General features: G+C 38.2%; 19 protein-coding genes and 4 pseudogenes. 8 read left to right on the forward strand and 15 right to left on the reverse strand.

Going from position 1 to position 26,706, the window contains the following annotated elements; translation table 11 throughout:
* Positions 1–44 precede the first annotated feature (44 nt).
* Positions 45–1,625, reverse strand: coding sequence for an AbgT family transporter (locus AAFX60_007660; GenBank protein XDF76665.1), 1,581 nt, complete (start codon positions 1,623–1,625; stop codon positions 45–47).
* Positions 1,626–1,982: 357 nt separating this feature from the next.
* Between AAFX60_007660 and AAFX60_007665 the strand changes: the two genes are divergently transcribed.
* Complete coding sequence (locus tag AAFX60_007665) at positions 1,983–2,462, forward strand: NlpC/P60 family protein (protein XDF76666.1); 480 nt, start codon at positions 1,983–1,985, stop codon at positions 2,460–2,462.
* Between the two features lie 68 nt (positions 2,463–2,530).
* Here AAFX60_007665 and AAFX60_007670 read toward each other — a convergent pair whose 3' ends face one another.
* The gene (locus tag AAFX60_007670; GenBank protein ID XDF76667.1) at positions 2,531–2,866 is read right to left on the reverse strand and encodes a DUF3802 family protein; all 336 of its coding nucleotides are present in this window, start codon (positions 2,864–2,866) and stop codon (positions 2,531–2,533) included.
* A gap of 256 nt (positions 2,867–3,122) precedes the next feature.
* Between AAFX60_007670 and AAFX60_007675 the strand changes: the two genes are divergently transcribed.
* Both AAFX60_007675 and AAFX60_007680 read left to right on the forward strand, forming a co-directional pair.
* A complete protein-coding gene (locus tag AAFX60_007675) occupies positions 3,123–3,989 on the forward strand; it encodes a fructosamine kinase family protein (GenBank protein ID XDF76668.1) in 867 nt (288 codons plus the stop codon).
* 235 nt (positions 3,990–4,224) lie between these two features.
* Complete coding sequence (locus tag AAFX60_007680) at positions 4,225–4,428, forward strand: CPXCG motif-containing cysteine-rich protein (GenBank protein XDF76669.1); 204 nt, start codon at positions 4,225–4,227, stop codon at positions 4,426–4,428.
* Between the two features lie 6 nt (positions 4,429–4,434).
* On the opposite strand, the gene AAFX60_007685 is transcribed toward AAFX60_007680, so the two are convergent.
* On the reverse strand, positions 4,435–5,043 hold the full coding sequence (locus tag AAFX60_007685; GenBank protein ID XDF76670.1) for a riboflavin synthase: 609 nt from the start codon (positions 5,041–5,043) through the stop codon (positions 4,435–4,437).
* 258 nt (positions 5,044–5,301) lie between these two features.
* Between AAFX60_007685 and AAFX60_007690 the strand changes: the two genes are divergently transcribed.
* Complete coding sequence (locus AAFX60_007690) at positions 5,302–6,684, forward strand: MATE family efflux transporter (protein ID XDF76671.1); 1,383 nt, start codon at positions 5,302–5,304, stop codon at positions 6,682–6,684.
* A gap of 77 nt (positions 6,685–6,761) precedes the next feature.
* Here the strand turns inward: AAFX60_007690 and AAFX60_007695 are convergent, their stop codons facing one another.
* Entirely contained in the window at positions 6,762–7,796 is a 1,035-nt protein-coding gene (locus AAFX60_007695) for a tetratricopeptide repeat protein (GenBank protein ID XDF78904.1), read from the reverse strand.
* Between the two features lie 31 nt (positions 7,797–7,827).
* Positions 7,828–9,142 (reverse strand): annotated as a pseudogene (locus AAFX60_007700) (anaerobic sulfatase maturase).
* A 323-nt stretch (positions 9,143–9,465) separates the two neighbouring features.
* Between AAFX60_007700 and AAFX60_007705 the strand changes: the two are divergent.
* Complete coding sequence (locus tag AAFX60_007705) at positions 9,466–10,137, forward strand: SUMF1/EgtB/PvdO family nonheme iron enzyme (GenBank protein XDF76672.1); 672 nt, start codon at positions 9,466–9,468, stop codon at positions 10,135–10,137.
* 73 nt (positions 10,138–10,210) lie between these two features.
* Here AAFX60_007705 and AAFX60_007710 read toward each other — a convergent pair whose 3' ends face one another.
* From AAFX60_007710 to AAFX60_007750, 9 genes and pseudogenes are all read right to left on the reverse strand, one after another.
* Positions 10,211–11,113 carry a LysR family transcriptional regulator gene (locus AAFX60_007710; GenBank protein XDF76673.1) on the reverse strand — a complete coding sequence of 301 codons (903 nt, stop codon included), beginning with the start codon at positions 11,111–11,113 and terminating at the stop codon, positions 10,211–10,213.
* 90 nt (positions 11,114–11,203) lie between these two features.
* Positions 11,204–12,514 (reverse strand): BatD family protein, encoded by a 1,311-nt coding sequence (locus AAFX60_007715; protein XDF76674.1) that lies wholly within the window; start codon positions 12,512–12,514, stop codon positions 11,204–11,206.
* Positions 12,514–14,210, reverse strand: a pseudogene (locus AAFX60_007720) (VWA domain-containing protein). Before AAFX60_007720 ends, AAFX60_007715 begins: the two are co-directional and overlap by 1 nt.
* On the reverse strand, positions 14,203–15,273 hold the full coding sequence (locus tag AAFX60_007725; protein XDF76675.1) for a VWA domain-containing protein: 1,071 nt from the start codon (positions 15,271–15,273) through the stop codon (positions 14,203–14,205). The pseudogene AAFX60_007720 and the gene AAFX60_007725 overlap by 8 nt, the downstream one beginning before the upstream one ends.
* Positions 15,263–15,769 (reverse strand): DUF4381 domain-containing protein, encoded by a 507-nt coding sequence (locus tag AAFX60_007730; GenBank protein XDF78905.1) that lies wholly within the window; start codon positions 15,767–15,769, stop codon positions 15,263–15,265. The genes AAFX60_007725 and AAFX60_007730 overlap by 11 nt, the downstream gene beginning before the upstream one ends.
* A gap of 28 nt (positions 15,770–15,797) precedes the next feature.
* A pseudogene (locus AAFX60_007735) lies at positions 15,798–16,735 on the reverse strand (DUF58 domain-containing protein).
* Between the two features lie 8 nt (positions 16,736–16,743).
* Positions 16,744–17,756 (reverse strand): annotated as a pseudogene (locus AAFX60_007740) (MoxR family ATPase).
* 80 nt (positions 17,757–17,836) lie between these two features.
* Positions 17,837–20,062 carry a multiheme c-type cytochrome gene (locus AAFX60_007745; GenBank protein XDF78906.1) on the reverse strand — a complete coding sequence of 742 codons (2,226 nt, stop codon included), beginning with the start codon at positions 20,060–20,062 and terminating at the stop codon, positions 17,837–17,839.
* A 252-nt stretch (positions 20,063–20,314) separates the two neighbouring features.
* A complete protein-coding gene (locus AAFX60_007750; protein ID XDF76676.1) occupies positions 20,315–21,862 on the reverse strand; it encodes an arylsulfatase in 1,548 nt (515 codons plus the stop codon).
* Positions 21,863–22,086: 224 nt separating this feature from the next.
* On the opposite strand from AAFX60_007750, the gene AAFX60_007755 reads away from it, so the two are divergent.
* The 3 genes from AAFX60_007755 (at position 22,087) to AAFX60_007765 (ending at position 26,363) form a co-directional block, all read left to right on the forward strand.
* On the forward strand, positions 22,087–23,637 hold the full coding sequence (locus tag AAFX60_007755; protein ID XDF76677.1) for an arylsulfatase: 1,551 nt from the start codon (positions 22,087–22,089) through the stop codon (positions 23,635–23,637).
* Positions 23,638–23,705: 68 nt separating this feature from the next.
* Positions 23,706–24,611: a hypothetical protein gene (locus AAFX60_007760; GenBank protein ID XDF76678.1), complete on the forward strand. Its 906-nt coding sequence runs from the start codon at positions 23,706–23,708 to the stop codon at positions 24,609–24,611.
* Between the two features lie 180 nt (positions 24,612–24,791).
* Positions 24,792–26,363 carry an arylsulfatase gene (locus tag AAFX60_007765; GenBank protein ID XDF76679.1) on the forward strand — a complete coding sequence of 524 codons (1,572 nt, stop codon included), beginning with the start codon at positions 24,792–24,794 and terminating at the stop codon, positions 26,361–26,363.
* 62 nt (positions 26,364–26,425) lie between these two features.
* On the opposite strand, the gene AAFX60_007770 is transcribed toward AAFX60_007765, so the two are convergent.
* Positions 26,426–26,701, reverse strand: a complete 276-nt coding sequence (locus AAFX60_007770) for a nitrogenase-stabilizing/protective protein NifW (GenBank protein ID XDF76680.1) — start codon at positions 26,699–26,701, stop codon at positions 26,426–26,428.
* Positions 26,702–26,706 lie beyond the last annotated feature (5 nt).

Genomic DNA, 26,706 nt, shown 5'->3' on the forward strand with positions numbered 1-26,706 from the left:
TTTTATTTATAGATTATGTATTTCTCGCTAAATTTCTATATTAATTATGGTGTATAGAACGTAGCTGCACCAGGACCAACTGGTAGACCAAATACAAATACCCACACGTAAAACAGAACACTCCAACCAAACATAAAGCAGATTGAATAAGGTAGCATAGTTGCAATCAGAGTACCGATACCTAGATTCTTCATGTAACGTGTTGCTACAGCAAGAATAAGACCGAAGTAGCTCATCATTGGTGTAATGATGTTCGTCGTTGAATCACCAATACGGTATGCAGCTTGAATTGTTTCAGGCGCATAACCTACTAGCATTAACATTGGAACAAAGATTGGTGCGGTTACTGCCCATTGTGCAGACGCTGAACCGATCATTAAGTTAATGAAGCCACACATTAAGATAAATGCGAAGAATAACATAGGACCAGTAAGACCAACGTCTTGTAAGAAGCTCGCCCCACCAACCGCAATCACTTGACCAAAGTTAGTCCACTTAAAGAAAGCAACAAACTGCGCAGCAAAGAATACAAGAACAATGTACATGCCCATTGACGACATTGATGTAGCCATTGCATTGATGACATCACGATCATTCTTCATTGAACCAGTCACTTTACCGTAAACAAAGCCTGGAATAGCAAAGAATACAAAAATAAAGGCAACGATACTCTTAAGGAATGGTGAACCAGCGACGGTACCAGTAGCTGAACGTAAAACACCATCTTCAGGAACAATTGTCCATGCAAGTAATGCACTCACGACTAGAACAGCTATACCAGCTAATTTAAGACCTTTCTTTTCAACATCCGTAAGTTTACCCATCGAATCATTAGACAGATCTTCAGATGCTTCTTCATCATTGTATTTACCCAGTTTCGGCTCAACAATTTTCTCTGTTACAAATGCACCAGTGATAGCAATAAAGAAAGTAGAAACAAACATAAAGTACCAGTTTGCTTCAGGACCAACAGTATAAGTTGGGTCAATCATTTGCGCTGCAGTTTCAGTAATACCTGAAAGCAGTGGATCAACCGTACCAATAAGAAGGTTTGCAGAATAACCACCTGATACACCCGCAAACGCAGCAGCAAGACCGGCTAATGGGTGACGACCCAATGAGTGGAAAAGCATAGCAGCAAGGGGAATAAGTACAACATAACCAAGCTCTGATGCTGTATTTGAAATAATACCAGCAAAAACAACGGTTACAGTAACCATACGCTTAGACGCACCCATTACCATACCACGCATTGCCGCTGATAATAGACCTGAATGTTCTGCAATAGCAACACCAAGCATCGCTACAAGTACGGTACCTAATGGAGCAAAACCAACAAAGTTTTTCACTAAGTTAGTTACGATTAATTGTAAGCCTTCTGCATTAAACAGGCTTACTACGTGGATCATCCCATCAGCGGCACGTCCTTTCGCTCCTTCTGGGCGAGGATCCATAACTGATAGCTCAAAATAACCTGCGATACCGGATAAAACGAGAATGGCCACACAAAAGATTGCGAAAAGAGTAATTGGGTGTGGTAGTAAGTTTCCTAGGTATTCAACAGAATCAAGAAAGCGAGTAAATAAAGGCCTTTTAGGCTGTTGTTGTGATGCAGACGAACTCATCTGTAACTCCTTGTTTTTGACCTACCTTAAACAAATCATATTAAACGTTAGAAACAATGAACAATATTGTGTGATTTAGTTAAAAGTAAGTACATCCAAAATTCACAGAAAGGTTACTTGATTGTTACAATCATTAAAAGAGCAAAATGTCACAAAGTATTTCAAATGTAGTTAATTTAACCAGTTTAACATCACAAAACAAAACTTTTAATTAACAATCAATCAGTTTATTTCACATAAAAGTCGAGATGAAAAATGAGAAAGTACTATAATTAGCTTTCAATATTCTCTATTTTGATGTTAATTCCCGTGAAATTCATTCAAAATAGTTATCTGCATTTTTTATATAGGCTTGTTATGTTTCGTCACCTTTTCGCTATATTTACTGTTGTTGGCTTATTGGGGTGCTCCTCAACTCCTCCAGTGGCAGAGTTATCAAAACAAGAGATCACCACTCAACATCCACAGCTCTCATCATCAGATGCTTATCAAGATTATTTTTATCAATGGCAAGGAGTTCCGTATAAATACGGGGGTACTTCTAAGAATGGCGTTGATTGTTCTGCATTTACTCAAAACGCATTTGATGTTTTACATCGTTTATCGCTGCCAAGAACTACAGAGTATCAAGCAACTTCTGGCACTCAAATCGCATTAGCTAATGCTAAAAAAGGCGATTTAATCTTTTTCAAAACCAGTGTAAAAGTAAGGCATGTTGGTGTTTATATTGGAAATAGAGAATTTATGCATGCATCTACATCCAAAGGCGTGATTATCTCTAGCTTAGATAATCCTTATTGGAAAAAAGCATTCTGGCAAGTTCGAAGAGTGTTATAAACAAAAAAGCTAAGTGAAATACCCCTACTTCACTTAGCTTCACGATCTTTCGTTCTTTATGATATGAATTACTTAAATGCGCTATCAAATAAGTTTTTAATTAGACCAATATAATCATCTAAAAACATTACTTGTTCATTTGTCGCTTTTTGAACCCATGCTCCAGCTAACACTTCCCCTAAGTCATCAACAACAGCATCAGCTTCTCTTAGCAGTGTAAATCTAACATCAGGATCCAATTCAGGATTTTGCTGAAAAACGACCATCAAATTTGAAGCAACAAGATCATTAACGATATCTTCAACCGTCTCTTCTCCTGTATCACCTTGTTGGTTTGCAAAAATTGAAAGGTGTTCAGTCAAATATTCAATTAATGCGTGGTATCCATCAGTGTTGACAATCATATTCTGTCCATTTAGTTGTAATTTATTATTAACTAACCAGTAATTTATCAAAATTGAGATCGACACTCAAACGCTTTCCATTAAGCTTGACAGATAGATCAACTCTTTAATTGATTTTCTTCACGCTTATTACTTCCTTTTTACGAATTGCTTATAAGCTTTTCACATTGAGGTGTTTTTTAGTCTTACCTCACAGATATTTATCTCAAATATACTATGCTTAGTGTCTGTTTATCAGATATTGTGAGGTAATATTATGTGGCAAGCTATTGCAAAACAAATCTCTGAAGTAACTCAACAACCTTTCAGTATCTCAGAACGTGAGAGTGTGAATGGTGGCGAAATAAATGACTGCTACATGATAAGTAATGGAAGTCAGCGTTATTTTGTCAAAATTAATGAAAAAGCAGAACTTCCTATATTTGAAACTGAAATAGAAAGCCTCACTCAACTTGATAAATCAGATCATATCTTTGTCCCCTCCCCAATCCATATAGGAACAACCAAAGAACATTCATTTTTAGTTCTTAATTACCTCCCAACCAAAAGTATGGATAAAGACGCTTTTTATGAATTAGGTGTCAGTCTTGCGAATCACCATCTATGGGGTGACCAACTCGAATACGGTTTTGACTGTGATAATTATCTTGGAAATGTATTACAAGTAAATACTTGGCACCGTCGTTGGGATTGTTTTTTTGCAGAGCAGCGCATTGGCTGGCAACTTCAACTACTCAAAGAAAAAGGGATGGTCCTTGGGGATATCGATACCCTAGTTAAAAATAGTAAATTAATTCTTCATAACCACCAACCCAAACCGGCATTACTGCATGGTGATTTATGGCATGGCAATATTGCTTTAAGTGTTAAGGGACCAATAAGTTACGATCCCGCATCTTATTGGGGAGATGCTGAATGTGATTTAGCAATGGTTGAACTGTTTGGAGGGATTCAAGACAGTTTCTTTGAAGGTTATGAATCCATATCCCCTATTTCTGAAGGCTTTGAGACTCGTCAGCACTTATATAGCCTTTATCATGTATTAAATCATTGCAATATGTTTGGTGGTGAATACATGTTCCATGCACAACAACTGATCGATAAGCTAAATTTAAATGAATGACAATAGGTATTCACCTAGCAAATACAATGAGATGGTACTTGCCATCTCATTTTTTGTTTAATGTTAAACTCTTTGGCTTAAAACATCGCATCAATCAACTTTTTTACTTAATTCACTGCAGAAACAAACTCTTTTTTCTACTATTAAATGGATATTCATTAATGCGTTATGCCAATTCTATAAAAGTTAATTAAAACTGGCATTTACGATTACAGGACAGTAAAAGGAGTTTGTTGTGAATAATTACATTAATAAAAATATCCAGTGCCCTAACTGCCATCACTCAATTGATATGGTTATCGACCAATCTCAATCAAATAAAAAAGTATACGATGACTGTCCATCTTGTCATCGTGCCATTGAATTTAACATGGAGATTAACCCATATACTCAATCGGTAAGTCTTTCTATCAATAATGATGAAGATGGATTGTTTTAGCTGATCTTATTGTTGGTTCGCTAACACTCGCTCAACAGTATCTACAATCGCTTGTGTTTGCGGATCAATCTCTAGATTAATTTTATCGCCAATTATTCTAGTACTTAAATTGGTACGCTCTAGAGTTTCAGGGATTAAATTTACATTAAATCCTTTTTCATCGACATCACCAATCGTCAAACTGATCCCATCAACCCCAATATAGCCTTTATGTAAAATGTATTTTGTCCATTGTGCAGGAACATCAAACCATATTTGGCAATTCTCACTGGTTTTATTAATTTCACGTACAACCATTACATCAACGATATGGCCAGACATTGAGTGCCCACCAATCTCATCTCCAAAGCGAGCTGCACGTTCAATATTAACCTCTTGCCCTACTTCTAATAAACCAAGATTCGTTAAACGTAACGTTTCCTCGATAAGGTCAAAGTGCGCTTGTTGGCCTTCAATCTTAGTTACGGTCAAACAACAACCATTATGAGCAACTGAAGCACCAATTTCTAAACCTTGATGGTACGGAGTAGGAATTTCAATAATATGAGTTTGAAACTTGTCTTTTTTTACAATATTAACGACTTTTGCAGTGGTCGCGACAATACCTGTAAACATTTGCTTCTCCAATAATCTTTTATCAAGCATTTGAACTATAAATAATTAACTCAACTTTATTACAATAATCTACAATACTTGGAATATTTCATTTTGTGAAGCTCACTGTTTTCTATATAATGACGCCTTTCTGCTTACCTTTAACAGTTCCTCTGTTCAAAGCACTCAATCAGACCTTTTTTCTTCATTACATCCTTATGTGATGATGAATCGATAAATTAAACTCCTTATTTACAAATATATTGATACGGTGACGCAGTGCACAGATACCAAAAAGAAATCGTTCGTTTAATTAAACTCTCTACACCTGTATTAATTGCAAGTGTGGCACAAACAGGCATGGGCTTTGTTGATACAGTAATGGCTGGTGGCGTAAGCGCAACTGACATGGCTGCTGTAGCCATTGCTGCAAGTGTGTGGCTACCTTCTGTATTGTTTGGTGTTGGTCTACTTATGGCCCTTGTGCCTGTTGTAGCTCAACTAAACGGTTCAGGAAAATCAAAAAAAGTACCATTTGAGATCCACCAAGGTGTTTACCTTGCTTTATTAACCTCAATTCCAATTATGCTGGTGTTATATAATGCTGGCTTTATTATTGCCGCAATGGATGTAGAACCTGAGCTATACGAAAAAACTCAAGGCTATTTACATGCTGTATTGTGGGCTGCGCCAGCATTTTTATTATTCCAAACTCTGCGTAGTTTTTGTGAAGGTTTATCTCTAACCACTCCAGCAATGATTATCGGCTTCATTGGTCTTGCTGCTAACGTTCCATTAAACTGGATGTTTGTTTACGGTGAGCTTGGCGCTCCTGCTCTTGGCGGTGTTGGTTGTGGTGTTGCTACTGCTATCGTTTATTGGTTGATGTTCTTAACCATGACTTTGTATACGTTTATCGCTCCGAAACTGCGTCGCGTAAACCTATATGAAAACTGGAATAAACCACAAAGAAAAGAGATCTATCGCCTTTTCAAACTGGGCCTTCCTGTTGCTTTGTCTATTTTCTTTGAGGTGACCCTATTTGCAGCTGTTGCATTACTGGTTTCTCCGTTAGGCTCTACGGTAGTTGCCGCTCACCAAGTTGCGATTAACTTTTCATCATTAATTTTTATGATCCCGATGAGTATCGCTGTTGCGGTAAGTATTCGAGTTGGTCATAAATTAGGTGAGAAAGATCTCGATGGAGCAAAAGTAGCAAGTTATTGCGGTCTAGCTTTTGGTTTGTTGATGGCATGTTGTACAGCTATTCTAACTCTTATTTTCAGAGAACAAATTGCTTATTTGTATTCAGATAACCAAGAAGTAATTACCTTAGCGGTAAGTTTAATGCTATTAGCTGCTATTTATCAATGTACTGATGCCGTGCAAGTTGTTGCAGCTGGTGCCCTACGTGGTTATAAAGACATGAATGCCATCTTTAAGTGTACTTTTGTCTCTTACTGGATAGTTGGTCTGCCTTCAGGTTATGTTCTTGGCATGACAGATTGGATTAGAGAACCAATGGGCGTTTATGGTTTTTGGTTTGGCTTTATTGGTGGCTTAACGACATCTGCAATCCTACTAACTTGTCGCCTACTGTGGCTTCAACGTAATCCTACTCGTATCGATATGGAAGTAGATGAACTGCAAATCATGCACTAACTTTCCATTCTAAAATAATAAAAAAGCCGAACATATTAGATATGTTCGACTTTTTTATTTTTAATCAAATACTTATATTAATTGTTATTACTTACGTTTCTCTTTAATTGTTCAATTACATATTCAGGCGCTACCTTTGCTAGCTCTTCTAAACAAGCATCTGTTTTTTCATTTCCATAGCGTACATAAATATCACATACTGCATATAACTGCTCTGGCGAACCAGAAATTAAATACGCCTTTTCAAACGATTCAGTCGCTAATTTCACATCAATACTTTCTTGTAGAACACCATTCAAATACCAATAATAACTATTATTATCCGCTAATGTTGCTGCTGTCTGAATCGATTTAGCGGCGTCTTCTTTTTGATTTAAACGCACTTGAGTTAATGCTTTTGAATAAAATAAGCTCGGTTCTTTAGGTAATTGCTTTATACCTTGATTTAGCGTAACTAGCGCTTGTTCATCTTGATTTTGGCCACGGAAATTATCAGATAAATTCAACCATACTTCTGCATTTTCAGGTTCGGATTTAACTAATTTTTGATAAATAACATCGGCTTTAGTCCACTCACCATGCCAGCGGTATATGTCTGCTAATTGCAGTTGAGTATCCTGTCTATTTTGCGATGTTAGAGTATCAACTAACTCTTTATATACAGGTTCCATTTGAACCTGTTGTTCTGCCGTCATAGAACGATATTCACGCATTAAATTAATACCAGCAGCGAGACGAACACTCATTTCAGAATCACTCAATAACGGTGAAATCATTCTCCAACGATGAGATAACTTGTATAACTCTGATCCTGTAATTGCCGCTTCTCGGATAACCGGATTTGGATCTTTTAGCCCTCTAGCGACCGCAACCAAACTGTTTTGGTTAGGAAATCGAGCTAATTGGCGTAATGCATCTGCTCTATTTTCTATCGTTTCATTTTTATTTTGAGCCCTATACGCTAATTCTTGCTCAGGGCTCATCTTTTGTGCTTGATTCACTGTCGGAGCTTGCTGAACACTGTCACTAGCAAATGAAGGCGCAGAAAATCCCAATATGGATAACAAACTAATGCAGACTATTTTTTCATAAGGTACTCTTAAACGTACGATCTTAAAGATTAAATAATTAAAACTTAGATTATTAAAACTTAGTAGGAAAAGCATTTTGGTGAACTTGCTGCATCTTCGCGTCACTGTATTTACCGTGCTGAACAGGATTCCCTAGCATTTTCAATATATAAGCGATTGATTTATCAGCATGAGCAAAAAACTTCTTCCAACCTGCACACAGATAATTTAATCCTGGCTCACCATCACGTGTTTTAATAAAACGGTTTTTAGGACATTCACCATGACACGCAAATTTGTATTCACACTTCTGACATTGAGTCGTTAACGTTTTTGATTTGGCAAAACCAAACTCTTGTTGCTTTCGGCTAAACGCTAATGTATCCAGCTCTTCATTATGAATATTTCCGATTTTATATTCAGGGTACACATAATGGTCACAAGCAAACACATCTCCATTGTGTTCCATTGCTAAGCCTTTTCCGCAAATCTCACCTAATGTACATAATGGGTTTTTACGCCCCATCCATGTTTCAACACTGGCTTCAAAATACTGAACAAATACTTTACCTAGGTCATGCTGAGTCCATTCATCAAATACAGCAATTAAGAAATTACCCCACGCTTCATCTGAAACACACCAAGGTTCCATAATGGATTCTTTATTACCTGGAATTAAACGTTTATCGCCTTGACGTAACTGTGCTGCAATTTGCTCAGTTTGAGGTGCAACTGTTCTAAACGTTTTTTGCTCAACGATTGGGATAAACTGCATTTGTGGCGATTTCACCACATCACGTAAGAATCGATATACCTCAAGAGGGTTTCGGCTCGTTAAATTATTCACACACGTTAACGTGGCAAATTTCACATTATGTTTATGGAGTAATTCAACGGCATTCATCACCTGCTTAAACGTACCGCGCCCCGCTTTGTTGGTGCGATAAGCATTGTGTAGCATTTCAGGTCCATCAATACTCAAACCAACTAAAAAATTGTTTTCAGCAAGAAACTCACACCATTTATCGGTTAATAACGTACCGTTTGTCTGTAAATCATTAGAAATCAAGATCCCTTCAGGCTGATATTTTTTTGAAATTCAACAATTTTTTTAAAGTAATCAAGACCTAATAACGTCGGTTCACCACCTTGCCATGAGAAGATAATCTCTGGCGTGTTTTGTCCTTCAATATATTGACGAATATAAGTTTCAAGCGTTTCGTCATCCATTTGTGGTGAACACCCTTTTTATACTCAAGTAAATCTTCTTTACTTAAGTAATAACAATAAGAACAATCAATATTACATACAGCACCAATAGGCTTGGCCATAACATGTAATCGTTTTGATGCTTTACCTTGAAATTGTGGGCCTTGAGTAATGATCATATTGATTCCTATTATTTTACGAATTTGGTTAAGTAGAACTTACCTAGCCAAAGAGAAAACCACCCTTATAGTTTTGCTGCTAAGTAAGTTCTAACTCTATAATAAACAAAAAGAACTACTCTATTAGTTATATACGTTATTCCAATTTGGAATGTTAAGTTACTGTATGATAAACGTACAAAAATAACTGTTGAGGATGTCATGTTTAACGTCTCTTTTTTACAAAAAACAAAACTTTTTTATCTATTTCACTCCTCTGCTTTGCTTTATTGGGATGTACAAACACACCTCCACATCCTATCACTCAAAAAATTGAGCAAAACATGGTGTCCGTTCAAGGTGGAGAGTTTCAAATGGGCTCTAACGCCCCTGAAGCGAAAAAATCCGAAAAGCCAGAACATTCTGTATTTGTTGATGATTTCTATATTTCTAAGTTCGAAGTTACTCAAGAAATTTTTGAATCAGTAATGGGCTCTTCTCTTAGCTATTTCCAAGATCCTAATGTTCCAGTTAATAACTTAAGCTGGCAGCAGGCTAATTTTTTCATTCAAAAATTAAATGAGCTGACAGGTGAAACTTATCGACTACCAACCGAAGCTGAATGGGAATACGCTGCTCGTGGAGGAAATTTAAGTAAAGGTTATATCTATAGTGGTTCAAACAATATTGATGATGTGGCTTGGTACTCTAAAAACGCCAATAACCGTGCGCATCCAGTTGGAATGAAACAACCAAATGAACTAGGCTTGTATGATATGACGGGGAACGTTGGTGAGTTTGTAAGTGACGCCTATGATGATAATTTTTATCGCGTTTCACCAAAAAATAACCCTAACAACGCACGTGATGAAGCAAGTGGTTTAGTACATAAATCAGTTCGCGGCAGTAGCTTTTCTTACGATGCAGATGAATCAGAAAACTATCGACGTGATTTTGCCAGTCAGTCTATTATCATGTCGGATATGGGATTACGTTTAGTAAGAGATAAAAACTAAACTAACTAAAAGTCTTCATTCAAAATTAATTCTTCACAAATAAAAACAGCGCCGAAAATTCAGCGCTGTTTGTTTAAAAGACATTTTTAGCTGCTTTTTGAATTTGTTGTCGCAACCAACGATGGCCACTATCATTACTTCGACTTGGATGCCAAATGCTACATAAATCGTGTTGTTGACGATTCAAAGGTAAATCTAAAGATTTCAAATTGTAGTAATCGCCTAAATCATCAATAGATGACTGAGGTAACATCCCAATCATCTCAGTAGACCCAATAATTGGCATCATTTCAAAGGCACCAGCTGCTCGAATAACAATATTACGAGCTTCTAATTCTCCAATATCTTCAGCATTCAATAAGCTGCTTCGGCTATGCCAACGAGACGCGGCAACATGCTCTTCACTTAAGAATTGTTCAAGGCTAATTGAATCCCCTATTCTTGGGTGATCTTTACTGCATACGACTCTTAATCTTTCAGTATAAACTACCTCAGATTTTAAAATAGTGCGTCCACGAATAGCCATATCAATCACCAGATCGTAACGCTGTAAACGTAAGTCTGACTCTAGATCTTCAGTAAATTGAGGATGTATTTCTAACGAAATATTAGGTGCAGATGAACGAAGCTGTTTCACCAATTTTGGTATTAATGAATAATTCACCGTAGACACAACCGCAATTGAGAAAATTCGATTGGATGTCTTAGGATCAAATTCTCTTGATGCTGACAACGTAGAAGTAAAATTCTTAAGTGCTGCAGACATTGCGGGGTAAATATCTGAAGCAAAAACGGTGGGTTCTACTCCCGTCGTATTTCGATGAAAAAGTGCATCATCATAGATTTCTCGTAGACGTTTTAATGCTTTACTCACCGCAGGTTGGCTAATATTCATTCTTATTGCCGCCTTTGAGAGGTTTTTCTCTTCATAGATGGCGACAAAAATAGGGATCAAGTTTAGTTCTGTGCTTTTCATAATAACCGACACGGCTGATTCATCCTGATTTCACTTTATATAACTGAGCAGATGAAACAAGTGCAGTCCATCAGTTCTGTGTTGATTATCTTACTTTTTCGTTTTGCTTATTCGACACTTATTCAGCTGAGGCAAAGCTTTCTTAAATTTAATTATTTCACCTAATTGATATTTGGCTGTATCTCTACGATTAATTGCTTTCCACAACCGTTTAGATAGTGACATTGTCACCTTTTCATTTTGAAATTGTGTTGTTTCACTCTGCCATTCTTGCTTGCTTTCATACGCTTTGAGCTCAACGAGATTATCTGTTTCTCTCAATAAACGATAAAGCAGCATTCTAACCGTTCCCCATTCCTCTTGATTTACCGCTCTAGAATATACGAGCCATGCAGGAAGTGGATGAGTTTGATAATAACGCAGTGTTTTAATCGCTGCGACAATTAGAATTAGAAGAATGAATACACAAGCTGCGAATGGTTTCCAATATTCAATAAACCAAGAACGCAAAGTATGTGATACCGCAAAAGTTTCGCCCTCAATATTAATCGTTTTTAATTCCCCTGCATCAACATCCCACCAAACTAGCTCAAGAGCCGGAAACGTAACTTCTCCACCAGTTTGTAATACATAAACTGAAGATTCTTCTCGTTGAGATAAATAGTCACCTCGAGTTTGTGTATCACTCAATTTAGGTGGTTGATTATAGGTTTGATAGTGCGTGCTTGATGTCGCTGGCAAAATCTCAGGGATCAACATTGCAAGTGTATCAGCCCCTTTAATCGTAATCGTACGAGTTATCGAATCGCCAGCTTCGAGTTCTGAATTAGACGTATCCCATTTTTGTTGCACGGTAAAATCTAAACCAGACACCCATTGTTGTTTATCATCAAGTAACCCAGACGGTTTAATTACTTTAAATGTTTGAGCTTGGGTATAAATGGTTCCTGAGACATTACCTACACCTTCTTTTGATACTTGCACTTTTACCGCCGTAGGAGGAATAACATAAGTACCTGCTTTTTGAGGATATAATGTCACTTCCCAGCGTTGGTGTGTCCAAGTTACTCCGTTTTTACGTTCTGTAAAATTAGTCGCAAGCTGATTACGTTGTTTAACTGCAACGTTGGGAATATCAATTGCAGCAATGCGAGTACCGCCTGTAAACCACCTTGGAGTAACCACTTCTATATACAAAATAATTTGTTGATTAATGGCATATGCTCTCTGCTCTTCATCTGTTTTTGATGGTTCACTTAACCACGTTTTAATCGAGACATTATCAGCACTTTCAAGTTTGTTCGCTGCATTGGATCTTGCACTAAAACTTACCGTAATAAGCAGTACTATCATAAACACAAGAAGGTGTATTAAACGTCGTTTATCATTATGCTGAGACATTATTTCACCTCTTCATTTTGCATTTGTGTATTACTTGTTTGTTCACGAAGTTGTAATTGAAACTTGGCACGCAAGAAATATTTTGGGTCAGCCTCAACACGACGAAGCCATTTGTCTGCCAACTCTTGACTTCCTAAGATCTCATTTGCATTTAAACTTTCTTTCGTCATTAAAGAAGAGTCCACTTCTTCATCTGCACCATCACCGGTTCTAGGCTTATCATCACCCAGTTCAAATGACTCTTCTGGGCCATCTGTTGTGCCTTTTTGGCTTTCACTCATCCGGTTGACCTCATCAACAATGCCTTGCATGACGTTTAAATTATTCTGCGTTTTTTCTTTTAAATCAGGATCGAGATCTTTCTTTAACAACATACGATAGATGTCTCTCGCAGCAACATATTCTCTTTGTCGAGCCAACGCATTTGCAGCATTAAACATTCCTAAATCAGATTTTACAGCAATAAAAGCACTGTGAGCTAACTTATACTCACCTGCATAATAATACGCAGTACCCTTCATTAATGGGTCTTGATAACTTTTTGCTGCTTTTAAATATTCTGATTTATCAAAATACCATTGCCCTTGTTGATCGGGGTTAACCACAAATCCATCCACCAATCTGTCGTTTTTTCCCATAAAGTCACTTCTTTAACAGGTTCTTGAGTTTTCGCTTTTAAACTTACGGTTTCTGCATACGTTGGCACTGAATAAAATGTAGGGGAAACCAATACCACCACAAAGCACCATTTCACTAACCACCCCTTTCTGAACCATGACAACATAAGTAATGAAACAGGAAATAGTAGGTAGTAACCCATGTCTTTCCACGGCATAGCTGATTCATTATTTAATTGCATATGTCGCTCGACTTTACTGTTTAAGCTACGAACATCGCTATCATCCACAGTAACGCTTATAACGCTTCCACCACTTTTACTTGCTAATTTTTTTAATGAGGCATAATCCATCGGATTGTCACTCGCTCTGTTTTCATTGCCGGCAGCAAGCACAAGCAGCTGATGACGACTCTTAGAAAAGTATTTCTCATAAGCCGCGATGGTTTCAGGGTTAGCGCCATCCGTAATTAATAACACGGTTCCCGCACTCTCTGTCCCTAATTGAGGCTCAATGAGTGGTAATGCACTTTCTGCATTCTTCCCTTCTATAGGCATGATATCTGGCTGAATCGCCGCTAAGAATGGCGCAAAAACGGAGTTATCTTTGGTTAACGGCATAGCCAAGTGTGAAGTTCCCGAAAAGACAACAAGCCCTGTTTTCCCACCTTTACGTAATGCAATCAAATCTCGAATTTTTTGCTTAGAGCGCTCTAATCGATTCGGAGCTAGATCCTTTTGCAACATGGATTCACTATTATCTAATACAATAAGCAATGCGGCTTTATCTTCACCAAATGGCGAAGCCTCACGCTCCCATGTAGGACCAGCACAAACCACAATGGCTACGAGCATAGAAACAGCCAATAATTTTAGTGGTAGTTGTTTTTTCCAACCAACATCATTGACCGTTAGCACTGAACGAAGGTGTTTTGGTAATTCTTGTTGCCACTCATTTTTACTGTCTTGTTTCCAACGTAAATAAATAACAATACTTAATGGAATCAAGGCCAATATCCATAGTGGACGAATAAAATGAAATTCATTGACAATTTGTTGCCACATCAGAAGATCAAACATGCTTTTCTCCTGCTTTTTTTGAAGACGATGAAAAATGACGTCTAATAGTGGCGAAACCAAAGGCAAACAAATACATCGCAACAATTAGCATTGCTGGGTATTGGTGAATTGACTGCTTTGGTCGGTAAGTCGTACTTTCATAAAGCTGAGGTTCTAACTCACCAATTTCATCATAAGCTTGTTCTAATTCATCACGGTTAATCGCTTGGAATGCTTTACCTCCAGACTCTTTAGCAACACGATTAATGATGTTCATATCCAATGCTTGTTCACCCACAGTTCGTGGATCACCCATTGCAATCATATGTATACGCACGCCTTTCGCTGCTGCAACTTTTGCGGCATCAATAGGTTCAACATAACTGCCAGTGTCGTTACCATCCGTTAAGACAATCGCGACTTTTTCTCGTGGTTTTGCATTTTCTTCTGCTGACGCTTTATCTTCGCTGCTCTGCTCAAACACTTTAATCGCAAGGCCGATAGCGTCACCTAGATGGGTACTTTGCCCTGCCATTGCAACGTCTGTTTGATTCAACAATTCAAGCCAAACGGATTGATCAGCCGTGAATGGCGTTTGTACAAAGGCGGCATCACCAAATAAAATAAGTCCTAAACGATCCCCTTTACGTGTCTTAACAAAATCGGCTAATACTTCCTTTGTTGCTTCTAGACGTGAAATCTTCTTTACTGCGCCTGAATCTGATGATTGCTTAGAGACAAAATCTTGCTCAGCCATTGAACCAGATAAATCCACCACAACCATGACATCACGACCTAAACTTTCACGGGTTTGTGGCTCTCCTAATATCGTAGGCTTTGTTAAAGCAAAAATAAGCAGACACCACGACACAACCAAAAATGTTTTTTGCCATAAACTTGCACTTAATTGACTCGCACCTTCTGATGGTTCCTCATCTAACGCTTTAACCAATACATCAAAAAATGGCACTTTAATCGCTGATTGACGTGTTCGATATGCAGGTATAAACCAATATATTATCAGTGGTAAAGGAAGCATCCATAACCAATATGGATTTGCTAATTCAAGTTGATCAAACGGCATAATCCTCTCCTTTTTTAATATCTTGGCTCGCCGTTTTTATATCTTTGTGACTTTCTAACCAATCGATACACAACGCAAATAAGGCTGCAATTTCTTGTTCATTTAATGCTTTTTGTGATTGAACTAATGAGCGCATCCATTTTTCACCTAATTCTGAATGAAATGTCTCTTTGTCATCTCTTCCATATGAATCAAGTGCCTTCAAAAAAGTATCTCCAAATTGATTAGAGCGACTCGGGTCGATATACACTAATACCGCTTTCATCACTTCAAATATTTCATAACTGATAGATTGATTAGGTACTTGTGAATCTCGCAGTAATAAAATCACATCCAATGCTTCACGACGATAACGATTTGTCCACCATCGTTTTAGCCATAGCACACTTTTGTAGACAATAAATGCAAGCAATACAAATGCGAGAATTTTCCATCCAATGGTCTGAGGAAACCAACTGACGTGTTCAGGAACTGTAACTTCACTTAATTTTTTAATATATAACTGCTAGGTGGCTGATGTACGCTCATCGACGTCCTCCTATTGCACGCTTGAACTGCTCAATATGAGATCCTGACGTATCCACTTCTATAGTAGGAAGTCCTTTTGCTGCCATTAATTGAATAAGTTGTTCTTTTTTCAATGACTGATGCTCAGCAAGTCCTTTGTTCGCTAAATCAAACTTTTTGGCATCATTTAGGTTAATTTGAAAATCCCCATCACCAACAACCCATTCATTATTTAATGAAGGAAACATTGATTCGAAAGGATCAGAGATAAGAACACCAAGCACATCATTATGCTTTTGAAGGTGTTTTAAATGAGTAACATCATCAGGAATTGCACCACTCCAATCACTCAAAATAATAATCGTGGCTTCTTTTAGTTTTAAACGACCAAGCAGGGTGACAAATTGTGTAAAACTAACGGAATCAACATCGGTACTCGTCACATTTAAAGATTGATTCGAACTTGCTAACAATTGTAATCGATGGAGTAAATCACCTTGAGAACGTTTTGGCGTCAACCAATGTAATTTCTCGGTTGCATTAATAACAAAACCAACACGATCACTGTCTTGTAAAATGCGCCATGCTGTTAAAGCGGCTAATTCCGCCGCGACAACCGATTTCATCGTATCGACCGATGAAAAAAACATACTACTGCGTTGATCAACACAGATAATAAAATTTCGATCTTTCTCTTCGGTATAGGAACGAACATGAGGTTTGCCTGTTCGCATGGTCACTTTCCAATCAAGATTTCGAATATCATCCCCTAATTGTAGTGCCTTAACTCTTCAAAATTTAATCCGCGTCCACGAAATACTGAAGAGTGACGACCAGACAATGCCGTCCCTGATTTTAGGTTAGGAAGCAAACTAAAAAAACCAGCTTGAGACTGTAATTTTACCAGTTTGCTATATTCACAGTGTATGCGTGCGTCTGTGCTTTTCTCTGTCATCAAAAGCCCTACCCAATAACAACGTGATCCAATAATTCATTTATCACTTGCTCTTGTGTCACTCCATCCGCTAAAGCGTCATAACTTAACGTAACACGATGACCGAGAACTGAGTGTGCCATTGCTCGAATATCATCGGGCTCTACATAATCTCGGCCCTGTAACCAAGCATAAGCACGGGCACATTTATCTAATGCAATAGATGCTCGTGGACTTGAACCAACTTCAACCCAACGAGATAAATTAGATTCTGCGTAACGCTCAGGCTTACGTGTCGCCATCACTAACGCCACAATATAACGCTCACTGATTTCTGAAACTTCAATTTTGGACAGCTCAGCTCTCGCTTGCATAACTACCGACGGATCTAATTGAATAGCATCAGGCTTAGGAGTCGTATCATTTTCTAAACACTCTTTATCCGATGGTTTGTTATCAAGATTTTCTTCGCTTCTTACTAAACGAATAATATCTAGCTCTGCATCATCATCAGGATAATCAACGATACTTTCATAATAAAGCGGTCCATTTGCGCTTCTGGTAATGGGTATGTCCCTTCTTGCTCTACGGGGTTTTGTGTTGCTAATACCATGAACAAATCAGGCAAAGTATGTGTTCTATCACCAACGGTGATCGTTCCTTCAGCCATTGCCTCTAAAAGCGCTGCTTGAACTTTCGCAGGCGCCCTATTGATTTCGTCCGCTAGAACGATACTGTTAAAAATCGGGCCAGGCTGGAAATTCAATTGGGGTTTACCATTTTGCTCTTGATAAACCTCAGTACCGGTAACATCAGAAGGCAAAAGATCTGGAGTAAACTGAATACGACCAAATGATGTATGTAAATTATCAGCCAACGATTTTACTGAGCGTGTTTTTGCCGTACCAGGCAAACCTTCAAGCAAAACATGACCTTGAGTAAGTAACCCAATAACTAATGAACGAACAACATGAGCTTGACCAATAACTGATTGCTCAACCTGTGACATAAGTGTATTTATTGCTTGTTGCGTTTGGTTCATGTTTCCTCCTAAACCCGATACGATTCGTTATCCATATTCATTGTAAGTAAATTAACTATAACTATTGGTTATACACATCATTAATGGGTGCTCACCTGATTAAGACGTTGGTTTAATGAATTAATCACATTCGCAGGGGCGTATTTCTGTAGTTCATTAATACATGCTTTTGCTTTATTTGACTGATATTTCAATAACATGTCACATTGTGCGAATAAGTGCTGAGGGTTACCACTAATGGTAAAAGCACGCCCCAATGCATCGGCCGCTTGCTTACCATTAAAGGATTCCATTGATAACCCATAAACATACCAATATTGGGCATTTTGTTTTTCTATCTGAGTCGCTTGCTTAAATCGCTCTGCTGCTTCCGCTTTTTGATTCAAACGTAAAAGTGATAATCCTGCACTATAACGAAGTGCTCCTGAATTAGGTTGCGCTTTAATGCCCTTTCTTAATATCTCGTATCCCTTATTTTCATTACCTTGAGAACGATATAAATCAGCAAGATTGACGTAACTATTCACAAAATACGGTTCTATCTCGATTGCGCCTAAATAAGCGTCTTCTGCTTTAGTTAGCTCTCCCTGAGCACGGTACACATTACCTAAGTTTGTTCGACCAAAGCCCCTGTCAGAATTAAATTTTTGAATCTCGATGTATTCATCTAGTACAGGTGCCAACTGCTCTCTTTGTAATGGATTCAATTCAGGCCAATAAGCCGCTAAAGCGCCTGCTGTCTCCGTTCTAATCGCTAATACAGGATCGGTTAATAAAGGAGAGATAATTTGCCAACGATCAAATGCCTCATAGCCAGCAGACCCTTGAATGGCTCCTAGCCTTATTAGCTCATCATTATTTTTAACCGCTCGTCCTAAAGCTACTAAGGTATTTTTACTTGGGAAAGCGCTTAGTCTCTGTAAAGCAGAGCCTCTGATTATTCCTGCTTGTTTCGCATCTTGAGCGGTATAAGACAATGCATCACCGGCTCCTCTATAATGAATATCTGATGCATAGAATGCCACGGCAAAGTGTTGTTGGTTTCTATACGGAGAATCAGGAAACCATTGTCCAACTTGCTCGTCAGCCCAAACATCATCTTTATCTTCATGACATTGAGTGCAAACGTTCGGAGTACCAATGTTCTTGCTAAGATCTGGTCTTGGTATTTGCCAACTGTGATCACGCCTTGCATCAACTCCCATATAAACCGTTTCAGGCATATGGCACGTCGTACATTGAGAGGCTTCCGTATTGGCTAAATGAAAGGTGTGTTTCTCTGGTGTGTATTCTGATGCGATATGACATTGACTGCATATTGCTTCTTCTGGGATGCTTAATTTTGTCGTGTGTGGGTCATGACAATTTGTACATGTCACCCCTTTTTTGGCCATTTTTGACTGCATAAATGAACCATAAACATAATCTTCATCATAAATTTGACCATCATTATGATAAAGCTCTGGAGTAATTAGACTTGGAAGGTAGCTATCCAGTAATGAACGCTCCTCGAGATCACCTTTTGTATGCGCTTGCGCCTCATTTAATTGAGTTCTACGACTATGGCACTGAGCACATACAGTAATTTGATCCGTTTTGTTAATGGCTTTTGGTTGAAGAATGGATGAACCTTGTTTAAATACCCATTCTTTTACTGACTTACTCAGATCACGATCAAAACCATAATGAAGCCCAATAGAACCCTCTTGCTTTTTACTCCATTTAATATGCTCACTCGCAGGGCCATGACACGCTTCACAACTAACATTTATTTCTGACCATGAAGTCTCATAACTATTTTTCTCTGAATCGTAATTTTTTTGTACATTGGTTGAGTGGCAATCCGCGCACATGAAATTCCAATTTTGTCCTGTATTAGTCCAATAAAATTCGTCGGTTTTTTCCATATCAGGGTATAAATGATACCAACGTTGGCCACCCTGACTTTTGTGTCTTGAATCCCAAGCAAATGGAATTAATTGAATTCGCCCATCTTCAAATTCAACCATGTATTGTTGTAATGGTTCGAAACCAAATGTATAACTAATTTTATAATCATGAAATTGGCCATCAGGCCCTTCAATATTGACCCAATACTCTTTGCCTTTTTTGAAAAAGCGGTTAGTTTTGCCTTCGAACTCAAAAGTAGCATCATTAAAATCGCCAAATACACTACTTTTATCCGCATGCTTCATCGCCATGTCATGATCCGAACCTTGCCAAGCATCAACGGCTTCTTTATGACAATCAATACAAGATTCGCTACCAACAAAATCAGCAGAAAATACAGCAGGTGAAAACAACATAATATTCACCCACATTACCAAAAATACGTAGGTAAGTTTTTTCTTAGCCATATATATCCTTATACATTTTGACCATTATTCTGATTTCAAAAGTAAACAAATAACAATGAGTTAGATATAGTTCACTTGTCGCAAACTTTCCATTTAACTCATTGATATTGCGTGTTCCTTCATAATTTCTATTGCAATACACTTATATAAAAAGGGGCTCCGAAGAGCCCTCTTAATTAAGAACTGCCATGATAAATTAAGTTACTTACTGTGAGGCTGTTGAAGTTTTTCCATTACCTGATCAAGACTAAAGCTTGCTGCTTTTTGACGAGGTGGGAATTCTTCAAATGTTTCTAAATATTTTGCTACATAGGCTTGTGCAGGTACAAACATATAAGCGTGGTCTAGCAACCAATCATAATAAGTATTCGACGTTACATCAGCGACTTCATATGGATCCATACGTAAGTTAAACAGTTTAGGCACACGTAATGTTACAAACGGTTCAGCCCAGATTTGAAGCGTACCCTTCACACGTTGCTCCATAAATACGGCTTTCCACTTGTTATAACGAAGTGCAGCCAAATCACCATCATCCGTGAAGTAGAAAATTTCTTCACGACGGCCTTCTTTTTCTTTACCCGTTAAATAAGGTAAGAAGTTATAACCATCTAAGTGATTTTTAAAACTCTTATTACCAAGTTTTGTTCCTTTTTTCAGATCATCTTTAATATGATCGTTACCAGCAGCTGCTGCAAAAGTTGGTAACCAATCCATGTGGTGCATAATTTCATTCGATACTACACCTGGTTCAATTTTTCCTGGCCAACGAACCATTGCAGGAACACGATATGCCCCTTCCCAGTTTGTATTTTTCTCACTACGGAACGGTGTTGTACCCGCATCCGGCCATGAGTTCATATGAGGGCCATTATCGGTAGAATAGAAAACAATGGTGTTATCTTTAATACCTAGTTTATCCACTGTTTTTAAAAGTTCACCAACGTGGTTATCGTGCTCAACCATACCATCAGCATAGTTACTAATGCCTGTTGAGCCTTGTAATTCAGGTTTTACGTGAGTTCTAAAGTGCATACGAGTTGCGTTCCACCATACAAAGAATGGCTTATCCGCTTTTACCGCTCGTCCCATAAAATCAATAGCTGCAGAAACCGTTTCATCATCCACCGTTTCCATGCGTTTACGAGTTAGAGGACCTGTATCTTCAATTTTTCCATCAGCAAAAGATTTAATTACACCACGAGGGCCAAATTTTTTACGGAATTCAGGATCTTTTGGATAATCAATATTTTCTGGCTCTTCTTCAGCATTTAGGTGGTAAAGGTTACCAAAAAATTCGTCAAAGCCATGTGCTGTAGGAAGGAATTCGTCTTTATCACCAAGGTGGTTTTTACCAAATTGCCCTGTCATGTATCCCATAGGTTTAAGTACTTCAGCGATCGTTGCATCTTCAGCTTGTAGACCGATATCTGCACCAGGTAATCCAACTTTACTTAGACCTGTACGTAGAACACTTTGTCCTGTGATAAAAGTTGATCGACCAGCGGTACATGATTGCTCACCATAATAATCAGTAAACATCATGCCTTCTTTAGCAATACTATCGATATTTGGTGTTTTATATCCCATTAAACCAAAAGTATACGCACTGATATTAGACTGACCGATATCATCGCCCCAAATAACCAGAATATTTGGCTTCTCTGCTGCTAATGTATACCCCGAAGCTCCCATTAACACTGCACTTAGTATTGTTAATCTACGCTTCGTTCCTTTTTTGACTTCCATATAAACTCCTGTTTCCATTGATAAAAAGAGCATCATTAAAGGTATAGTACATAAACCTAAAACTGACAACGGAATATACAACAATAATTTTACTTTTTAACTACATAACCACTAGTTATGAACTTAATAACCAATTTCAGTACATCGTTTTTTCCGTATTTGCAGGATAATGCAGATCCCTTTCCAATATTATCTAGCTGAAATCATTCCTTCAGGAGATAGCGATGAACAAAATAGTAAAAAAAACCGCCATTGCAACAGGCATTGCTTTATCAGGGATCCAAGTAGCTTATGCTGCTGCTCAACCGAATATCCTTGTCATTTTTGGTGATGATATTGGTTACGGAAACATCTCTGCTTATAACCAAGGTATGCTCGGCTACCAAACGCCAAATATCGATAGCATTGCAAATGATGGAGCCCTTTTTACGTCTTATTACGGTCAACAATCTTGTACCGCTGGTCGCTCAGCTTTCATCACTGGTCAAATGCCAGTCCGTACAGGTCTAACTAAAGTTGGATTACCAGGAGCAAAACAGGGTTTACAAGCACAAGACATCACTCTTGCTCAAACTTTAAAAGACCAAGGTTACGTTACTGGTCAATTTGGTAAAAACCACCTTGGTGACCGCGATGACATGCTGCCAACCAACCATGGTTTTGATGAATTTTTTGGTAACCTTTACCACCTAAATGCAGAAGAAGAACCAGAAAACGCAGACTACCCTAAAGACCCAACCTTCCGTAAAAACTTTGGGCCTCGTGGCGTTATTCATTCATACGCAGATGGAAAAATTGAAGATACAGGTCCTCTAACTCGTAAACGCATGGAAACGGTTGATGAAGAAACGATGGATGCGGCGATGGACTTTATGACCAGAGCAGTAAAAGCAGACAAACCTTTCTTCACTTGGTACAACGCAACTCGAATGCATATCAAAACTCACGTCAAAGCCGAGAATTCAGGAAAAACCGGACTTGGTGATTATGCAGATGGTATGGTTGAACATGACAACATTGTTGGAGACCTACTTGATAAAGTCGATGATCTAGGCATCAGTGATAACACTGTCATCATTTACACAACCGATAACGGTCCAATGAATGCGACATGGCCTGATGCGGCCTTCAGTCCATTCCGTGGTGAGAAAAATACAGGTTGGGAAGGCGGTTTCCGTGTACCTGCAGTCATTAAATGGCCGGGACACATCAAACCTGGCACAAAACTTAATGGCATGTTTGCTGGTGAAGACTGGTTACCAACACTAACAGCAATCGCTGGTAATAAAGACATTAAGCAAGAGCTACTTAAAGGCTACACAGCGGATAATGGCAAAACGTATAAAAACCATCTAGACGGTTATAACCAAGTTAACTACCTAACAGGTAAATCAAAAGAAAGTGCTCGCCAAGAGTTCTTCTACTGGTCTGATGATGGTGAACTACTGGCTATGCGTGACGGCCGCTGGAAAATGCACTTCAAGATCCAAGAAAACCAAGGTTGGAAAGTATGGACTCGTGAATTTACGAATCTACGTATTCCTATGATTTTCGATCTACAAGTAGATCCATACGAAAAAGCAGATCAAGGATTTGGATATGATTCATGGGTTTTTGATCATGTATTTTTGCTAGTCCCTACTCAAGCAAAAGTAGCAAAAATGATTGAAAGCTTTAAAGAGTTCCCACCACGTCAAGAAATTCCAAGCTTCTCTGTCGACAAAGTAATGGAACAGATGAAAAACATGGAAAAAGTAGCTAACGCTAGTAAATAACATGAATAAGATTTAGGGCTCATATGGGCCCTATTTTGCTATTTATAAGATACATAAAGGTGAAACCCATGCAGACAAATGCAGACTTTACATTTGATGAGTTCAGTGAAAAATTATGGTCAATATTTCATGGACAAGCATTGATCACAAAATTTAGTTTTCCATTAAATGACGCCTGTTTCACGTTTAAATCTCTAAAACGAAATAATGTAAATTTTTACCTATTTGAAAGCCCTGATCCATTATCTTTATTCAGTTTTCACCTTCCTTCTACATCACAGCCAAAAACATTGTTATTACTCGATGTAGATAATGCTGGAATGCTTTTCAATGGAATTCTATGTGAGGAGCATCAATTTGCGTTAATTTCAGAAAAAAGCCAGCAACCATTTTGTTTACAAATACCAGCTCACAGCCCTATTTTAGTATGTGATATCAATACCGATAACAAACAGTTTCATCAACTTTGCGGTAGTTTAGTACCTGTTGGGATAGATATAAAATACGCAGAAGAAATAAAAATTGCCGTTCGTAATGCAAATAATATGTTTCCAAATAATCATTCCAATGTAGGTGCAACCTTATTGATGCATATTGTTGAGCTTTTATCTTTACATCCAATTCCAATGCGTCGCCAAGCATTAATGGGAAGAAGTCGTTTACCAAGACGCAATTTTATTCCTAAATGCATTGATTATATGATGGAGATGTCCTCAACTGAGGCAATTAAACAACTCTCCAAAGAACGAAATATTTCAGAAAAAACCATTAGAAATGCATTTAAAGAAACAACAGGGTTCACCCCTAAAGAGTTTGAACAAATCAGTAAACTTTTTGCATTTCGTCGGGCCTTAAAGCAACCAGATATTAAAACTGTTTTTGAAGCAGCTATTGCGAGTGATGTGTATCGCTGGTCTCGTTATGCTAGTCGTTATTTTAAGATTTTTAATGAGTTACCAATTCAAACTCTTTGAGAAAGCTCTCAATTCACCTGAGTCACAAGCGTGAACAAATAAAGCAAAATACCTATAGATTCAATAAGATAAATAACAAGATAACTTTTGGTTATAAAGTCTATAAAGCGACGATTTAAAAATATTTATTTATGATCTCCGCGAATTAAACACGACTATAACTATTATTTGGAGTTATTTATGGGTAATCATTTAAGTAAGATTGCTGTTGGAGTTGGTCTGCTTGCAACCTCTAGTGCAGCAATGGCAGCAGCGCAACCTAACATACTTGCTATTTTTGGTGATGATGTTGGTTATTGGAACATTAGCGCCTACAACCAAGGAATGATGGGTTATAAAACACCTAACATCGATCGTATCGCGAATGAAGGTGCATTGTTCACTGATCACTATGGCCAACAATCTTGTACTGCTGGACGTGCTGCTTTCATTACAGGTCAAGAACCTTTCCGTACGGGTCTATTAACCATTGGCATGCCAGGTTCTGATCATGGTATTCCTGATTGGGCTCCAACCATTGCCGATCTTCTTAAAGATCAAGGCTACATGACGGCACAATTTGGTAAAAACCACCTTGGTGACCAAGATAAGCATCTTCCAACTAATCATGGTTTTGACGAATTCTTTGGTAACCTTTACCACCTAAATGCCGAAGAAGAACCAGAAACTTACTACTACCCTAAAGATCCTGAGTTCCGTAAAAATTATGGCCCACGTGGTGTAATTAAATCTTATGCTGATGGTAAGATTGAAGATACGGGTCCAATGACTCGTAAGCGTATGGAGCACGCAGATGAAGAGTTCTTAGATTCTTCACTTGCCTTTATGGAAAAAGCGGTAAAAGCAGATAAACCTTTCTTTATCTGGCACAACACAACTCGCATGCACGTTTGGACTCGTCTACAAGAAAAATACCAAGGTAAATCAGGCGTAAGTATTTATGCTGATGGTATGCTTGAGCACGATGACCAAGTTGGTATCCTACTTGATAAACTGGATGAGCTTGGTATAGCTGATAACACGATCGTTATATATTCAACCGATAACGGTGCAGAAACAGTAACATGGCCTGACGGCGGTGCTACACCATTCTATGGTGAAAAAGGCACAACATGGGAAGGTGGTATGCGTGTACCACAACTTGTTCGTTGGCCGGGAACTATTAAACCTGGAACAAAAATCAATGAAATGATGGCGCACCAAGATTGGCTTCCAACTTTACTTGATGCTGCTGGTGTTCCAAACGTAAAAGAAAAACTTGCTAAAGGCTATAAAGCCAACGGTAAAGAGTTCAAAGTTCATATCGATGGTTACGATTTCAAACCATTCTTTGAAGGAAAAGTAGATAAAGGTCCTCGTGAATCACTGCTTTACTTCACTGCAAATGGTGAGTTGAATGCCGTTCGCTGGCAAGATTGGAAACTGAACTTCGCAATAATGGAAGGTAATATTTCTGATGCAGTTCGTTTGTCACCAAACTGGCCTCAAATCATCCACCTACGTGCGGACCCATTTGAAAAAGCACCGCATGAATCAGGCATGTACTTACGTTGGATGGCAGATAACATGTGGTTATTCGTACCAATGCAAGACGTATTAGCGGAGTTCTTTAATACTCTACCTGATTACCCAATGCAAATGAGTACTCAAATGAACCCTGCAGCTATCAGTGCACAATCACTTGGCTTAAAAGCGAAAATGCAACAGCTAGATAAGCTTCAAGCTCAAATGAATAAACTAAATGCTAAATAGTAATATCTAAAACTAAAACGCCCCGAGTGAATTTTCACTCGGGGCGTTTTTTTATCTGAAATCTAGCGACGCTGACAAGTTGTACAACCACGACACGCCGAACGTGTATGTGGGTCTAGCCGCCCTCTTTGTATTTTACAATACGCATTTTTAAGTGCTCGGCGAGCTGAAAACCAGTCGTCAGGTTTTGCTAAAATCAAGTTGCCATTAAAACGTTTCATTAATGGCACTCGATACTCATTAATAAACTTGCTATCGAACTCAATCTCAAAATGCTCAAGTGCTTGTTCAATCGAAGTGAAATTCGCAATCACTTGTTGGATAGTAGATTGGTTCATCGTTT

Source organism: Aliivibrio fischeri (genome assembly GCA_038993745.2).
Classification (GTDB): Bacteria; Pseudomonadota; Gammaproteobacteria; order Enterobacterales; family Vibrionaceae; genus Aliivibrio; species Aliivibrio fischeri_B.